Raw genomic sequence first — 5,615 nt, 5'->3', positions numbered from 1 at the left:
GCGTACCGTCGACGCGCTCGCCGCCGCCCGGGACGCCGGTCTGGTCGACCCGGCGGACGCCGAGGCGATGGCGGCCGGCTGGACCCTCGCCGCGCAGGTCCGCAACGCGCTGATGCTGGTCCGTGGCCGGGCCGGCGACCAACTACCCCGGCACGGTGTCGAGCTGGCCGGGGTGGTCCGACTGCTCGGCCGCGACGACCCGGGCGAGTTCCTCGACGAGTACCTACGCACCGGCCGCCGCTCCCGCGCCGCCACCGAACGCCTCCTGGAGATGTAAGGAAGGGCCCCTTGTTAACGCCTGCGGTAGAGCAAGGGCCCCCTTTTAACACCGCGAGCAGTAGAGCCGGCGGCCGGATCAGCCGCCGACGGTGTACGTGCCGGCGCGCGGCACCGTCACCGCCGTCCAGTCGCCGTCGGCGGAGACCGTCGCGCCGCCGCTGGCGGTCAGCCAGCGGCTGTGCCGGACGCGGACCGACACCGTGCCGGCTTCGGGAGCGCGGAAGGTGACCGAGGCGCCGTCGGCGCGGACCAGCTCGCCGGGCGCGCCGACCAGCGGCGTCGGGTCGGCCACCGCGTACAGCCGCCAGCGCTGATCGGACCAGACCTCCATCAGGTACGGCAGGCCGCCTGTGACCAGTTCGGCCTCGGCCCGCCCGACCCAGGACAGCGGCGCGTCGGGAACCGCGACGTACTGCACCGCGTTCTCGTCGAGCCAGGCCCGGTAGCTCTCCGCGTCGAGTGGCACGCCGGTGCCGGCCGCGCCGGGCACGGTGGTGAAGAACAGCGGATTGCGGTCGATGTCCGCCTGTCGCAGCCAGCCCCGGGCCAGCGGGACGTCGCCGAGCCGGGCGGCCTCCCAGTAGTTGCGGGTGGGCGGCACCTCCAGCCGCCCGGTGCGCCCGCGCCGGTCCAACTCGGCGCGCAGCGGAGCGAAGTAGCCGGGATCGCTCGTCGGGTCGCCGATGCTGCGCAGGTCGGCGGGGACCACCGGCGGCTGCCACCAGCACACCGCCGCCAGCAGCACGGCCAGCACAACCGCCCCCGCCGTTCGTCGAGCCGGCGTCTTGCCGCCGGGCCGCATTGTCGCGCCGGGCCGTGCCCCGCCGTCTGGTCGCATTGTCGTGCCGGGCCGTGCCTCGCCGTCTGGTCGCATTGTCGTGCCGGGGTGTGCCTCGCCGTCTGGTCGCATTGTCGTGCCGGGGTGTGCCTCGCCGTCCTGTGGTGCCGCCGCGCTGGGCGATGTCTCGCCGCCGGGCGGCACAGTCGTGCCAGGTCGGCGTACCGGACGCCGGAAGCGGGCCAGCCATGCGGGTGGGCGGGCCGCCGCGGCCAGGACGGGCAACGCGAACACGGTCGCCAGCCGGGTGGCGTTCAGCCCGACCGGAGTGTGCACCAGCGCCGCCGCGACCACCCCGCCCGCCGCCAGCAGCGCACCCGACCGCACCGGCCGGTATCCGACCAGCGCCGCGACCAGCAGTGCGGTCACCGTCGCGCGGACCGTGTCGGTGCGGCTGATGTTCATCCAGCCACCGTCGCCGAACAGCAGCGCCGTCAAGCTCAGCGGCAGGGCGGCCGCCACCGCGAGGAGCAACCCGTCGGCGTACCGGCGGGACAGCAGCAGGGCGACCCCGGCGAGGCCGACGAAGAGGCCGGCCACCGGGCTGGTCGCCGAGGCCAGCAGCGCTCCGGCTCCGGCCAGCCCGAGCCGCAACCAACCGCCGTTACCGGCCAGCCCGCGCCGTGACCAACCGCTGGCCCCGGCCAGATCGCGCCGTGACCAACCGCCGGCCCCGGCCAGATCGCGCCGTGACCAACCGCCGGCCCCGGCCAGCCCGCCCCCGGCTAGCTCGTGCCGGGGCGAATCACCGTTTCGGGCCAGGCCGTGCCGGGGCGAATCGCCAGGCCCGGCCAGCTTGCGTCGCGGCCAATCGGCGTCCGCGGCTGGGCGGGCGGCGGGGCGCCAGGTGAGGGCGAGCAGGGCGGCGAGGCCGAAGGCCACCCCGAGGCCGTACGTCACCCGGCCGGAGACCAGGTTGCCGGCGATGGTGACCACCCCGACCAGGCTGCCGAGCAGCGGCCGGGGCACCCGGGTGCGTACCAGCAGCGCGGCGAACGCGGTCGCCGCCGCGACCAGCGCCACCACGCCGGTGAGACGTACCCCGAGCAGGGCCATCACCGGCTGGGCGAGCAGGCTGTAGCCGAACTGCTGGACGCCGCCGTACCAGCGCAGGTCGACCGGGGTCAGGCCGTGCGCGGCGAAGAAGTCGGCCCGGGCCACCTGCGCCGCCAGGTCCGAACCCATCGGCGGGAGGGTGAGGTACGCCACCCCGAGCGCGACGGCGGACGCGGCGGCCAGCGCCACCACCCGACTGCCCCGCATGCCCACCTCCGTACCGCGACCACGGTACTGGCAGCATGTCCGGCGTGCCCCATCACCTCGTGCGCTGGACTGGTCTGGCCGGTTCGATCATGCTCGCCGTGGCCGCGTTCCTCGGCGGCGCCCTGCCTGACGGGGATCTGCGACCCACCCCGCTGAAGATCTGGCAGGGCCCGCACGGGCCGCTGATCATCGGGCTGTGGCTGTTCGGCACCGCCGCCATGGCGGCCGCCTGGTGGGTGCTGCGGGACCGGGTGCCATCGACCCGGTGGGCGCTGGTCACCGCCGGGCTGTGGCTGGTGCCGTTCCTGTTCACGCCGCCGCTGGGCAGCCGGGACGCCTACGCGTACGCCTGCCAGGGCGCCAGCTTCTCCAACGGCATCAACCCGTACGAGTTCGGCGTCTCCACCCTGCCGTGTCCCTGGCTGGACACCATGTCGTTCATCTGGCGCGACACTCCGGCACCGTACGGGCCGCTGTTCGTGGTGCTGTCCGGGGCGGTGGTCGCCGCGACCGGCTCGCTGTTCGCCAGCATCGCGCTGTTCCGGGTGATCGCGGTGGCCGGTGTGGTGCTGACGGCGGCCTGCCTGCCGGTGCTGGCCCGCCGCTGCGGCGTGCCGGTCGGCCGGGCGCTCTGGCTGGCCCTGGCCAGCCCGCTGGTCGGGGTCCACCTGGTCTCCGGGGTGCACAACGACGCCCTGATGGTCGGGCTGATGGTGGCCGGGCTCGCCATCGTGGTCAGCCGGTCGGGGCAGCCGTGGCCGCTGCTGGCCGGGGGCGTGGTGCTCGGCATGGCCGCCGGGATCAAGGTGACCGCCCTGGTGGTGGTGCCGTTCGCGGCGCTCATCGCGATCGGTGGTGGGTTCTCCCTGCGCGCCCTCCTTCGCCACGGTACGCCGGTGGTCGGCGGGGCGGTGGCCACGCTGCTCGGGGTCACCGTCGCCGCCGGGCTGGACTTCGGTTGGATCACCGGGCTGTCCCACGGCAACGAAGTGATCGCCTGGACCTCGCCGCCGACCGCCGTCGGGCAGACCGTCGGTTACCTGGTGCTGCCGTTCGGGCTGCACATCGACGCGCTGCCGGTGACCCGGGGGATCGGCATGGTGGTGCTGGCGGTGCTGCTGGTCTGGCTGTGGTTCCGGGCGCGCACCCGCGATCCGCTCTGGCACGCCGCGCTGGCGCTGACCGCGACGGTGGCGCTGGCCCCGCTGTTCCACCCCTGGTACTGGTTCTGGCCGCTGGCCCTGCTCGCCGCCACCGCCCACCGCACCTGGTGGTTCAGCGCGGTGACGGTGTTCGCCGCGTTCCAGGTGCTGGCCGACGGCACCGGGCTGCCCCGGTACACCAAGACGGTCGGTGCGCCGCTGATGACGCTGTTGGTGATCGTGGTGGCCGTTCACTTGGTACGGTCGGCTCGGGCGGCCCGCCGCCCGGTTCCCGCTGACTGAGGAGAGGTACGCCGGTGACCGACCCCGGCGCTAACCCGCCCGCGTCCGGCGCCCGTTCCGGATCCGCCGCCCGGCCCGCGTCAGCCGCCTGTCCGCCGCCCGGCCGGGCCCGGCTCGCCCGGTACGCCGGCCTGGCGGGCGCGTTGCTGCTGGCGGTCGCCGGGTACCTCGGCGGCGCGCTGCCCGGCGCCACCACCACCCGGGTCTGGCACGCCGGCGACGGCCTACTGATCGTGGCGCTGTGGCTGCTCGGCACCGCCGCCATGGTCGGCGCCTGGTGGGCGCTGCGCGGTGGCGCCCCGTCGACCCGGTGGGCGTACGTCACCGCCGGGCTGTGGACGTTGCCGCTGCTGGTCACCGCCCCGATGGGCAGCCGGGACGTCTACTCGTACGCCTGCCAGGGCTGGGTGTACGCCGACGGCGGTGACCCGTACGCCACGGGAGTGGCGGCGGCCGGCTGCCCCTGGCTGGAGACGGTCGCGCCGATCTGGCGGGACACCCCGGCGCCGTACGGCCCGTTCTTCGTCCTGCTCGCCGCCCTGGCCGTGGTGCTCGGCGGTGGCCTGGTCGGCACGGTGGTGCTGCTGCGGGTGCTCGCCGTGGCCGGACTGCTGCTGGCGGCGCTCTGCCTGCCCGGCCTGGCCCGGGCCGCCGGGGTGCCGACCCGGCGGGCGGTCTGGCTGCTGCTGGCCTGCCCGCTGGTCGGCGTGCACCTGGTGGCCGGCGCACACAACGACGCGGTGATGCTCGGCCTGCTCCTGCTCGGCCTGCTGATCCTGGTCCGCCGACCGGGCCGCCCGGACCGAGCGGACCGACCCGGCCGCGTGGGCCGAGGGGGCCCGCCGGGCCGAGGGGAGCCGGGCCGATCGGGCCGGCCGGGGGCGCTGCTGAACACCGGGATGCTGCCGTTCGCGGGGATGCTGCTGGTCGCGGGGGTGCTGCTCGGCTTGGCGGTGTCGGTGAAGGCGACCGCCGTGGTGGTACTGCCGTTCGCGGCGCTGGCCGCGGTGCGCGGCCGGCACACCGTACCGGCGCTGCTACGCGACGGTGGCACCCTCGCCGCCGGGGTGCTCGGCGGGTTGGTGGTCACCTCGTTGCTGTCCGGTCTCGGGCTCGGCTGGCTCGCCGGGTTGGGCCGCAGTGGTGACACCGTGCAGTGGACCTCACCGCCGACCGCGGTCGGCATGGTCGTCGACTACGCCGGAGAGTTGATCGGCCGCCAACCCGATGCGGTACCGCTGGCCCGCCTCGTCGGACTGGTGCTGCTGGCCGTCCTGCTGTTGCTGCTGTGGTGGCGCACCTGGTTGGTACTGCGCGGCTGGGACACCGGCGACGGATGGCCTGGCGCCGACGACGCAGTGCGTGGCGTTGGCGATGCAGGGCGTGGCGCCGTCGGTGACAGCGGCCAGCGGGGGGCGGAGGCGGGTGCCCGGGTCGTGCTGCTCGGTGCCGGGCTGGCGCTGGCCGCCACGGTCGCCCTCGCCCCGGTGTTCCACCCCTGGTACGCGACCTGGCCGCTGGCCGTACTGGCGGTGGCGGCGGTCCGGACCGCCTGGTTCGTGCTGCCGTGCGCGGTGGCGTCCTTCCTCGCCCTGCCGGACGGCACCAACCTGGCCCGGTTGACGAAGGCACCGGGCGCGGTGGCGATGACCGTCCTGGTAATCGGCCTGGTGGCCTGGGTCCTGCCCCGCCTCCGTCACCAACGAGGTGGCCGAGGTGAACCGGGTGGCCCTGGACGTAACCAGCAAGCCGCCGGGCACCATCGAGTGGGAGTGACCCCGGCTCACGCC

At 75.3% G+C, this 5,615-nt stretch carries 3 protein-coding genes and 1 pseudogene; 3 read left to right on the top strand and 1 reads right to left on the bottom strand.

Annotated elements, in window-relative coordinates:
• Positions 1-277: hypothetical protein (locus AB0M52_RS29580; RefSeq protein ID WP_363960560.1), on the top strand; the 277-nt coding region annotated here is incomplete at its 5' end.
• Positions 278-355: 78 nt separating this feature from the next.
• Here the strand turns inward: AB0M52_RS29580 and AB0M52_RS29575 are convergent.
• Positions 356-2,380, bottom strand: a complete 2,025-nt coding sequence (locus AB0M52_RS29575; RefSeq protein WP_363960558.1) for a hypothetical protein — start codon at positions 2,378-2,380, stop codon at positions 356-358.
• Between the two features lie 44 nt (positions 2,381-2,424).
• Between AB0M52_RS29575 and mptB (AB0M52_RS29570) the strand changes: the two genes are divergently transcribed.
• Positions 2,425-3,825, top strand: coding sequence for a polyprenol phosphomannose-dependent alpha 1,6 mannosyltransferase MptB (mptB, locus tag AB0M52_RS29570; protein WP_363960555.1), 1,401 nt, complete (start codon positions 2,425-2,427; stop codon positions 3,823-3,825).
• Positions 3,826-3,944: 119 nt separating this feature from the next.
• Positions 3,945-5,598: pseudogene (mptB, locus tag AB0M52_RS29565) on the top strand (polyprenol phosphomannose-dependent alpha 1,6 mannosyltransferase MptB); the annotation flags it as partial.
• Positions 5,599-5,615: the final 17 nt, after the last annotated feature.

It is taken from the genome of Micromonospora sp. NPDC051296, assembly GCF_040682255.1.
GTDB classification, from domain to species: Bacteria; Actinomycetota; Actinomycetes; order Mycobacteriales; family Micromonosporaceae; genus Micromonospora; species Micromonospora craterilacus.
Note: the sequence above shows the minus strand (reverse complement) of the source record. Positions and strands in the feature narration are given on the sequence as shown.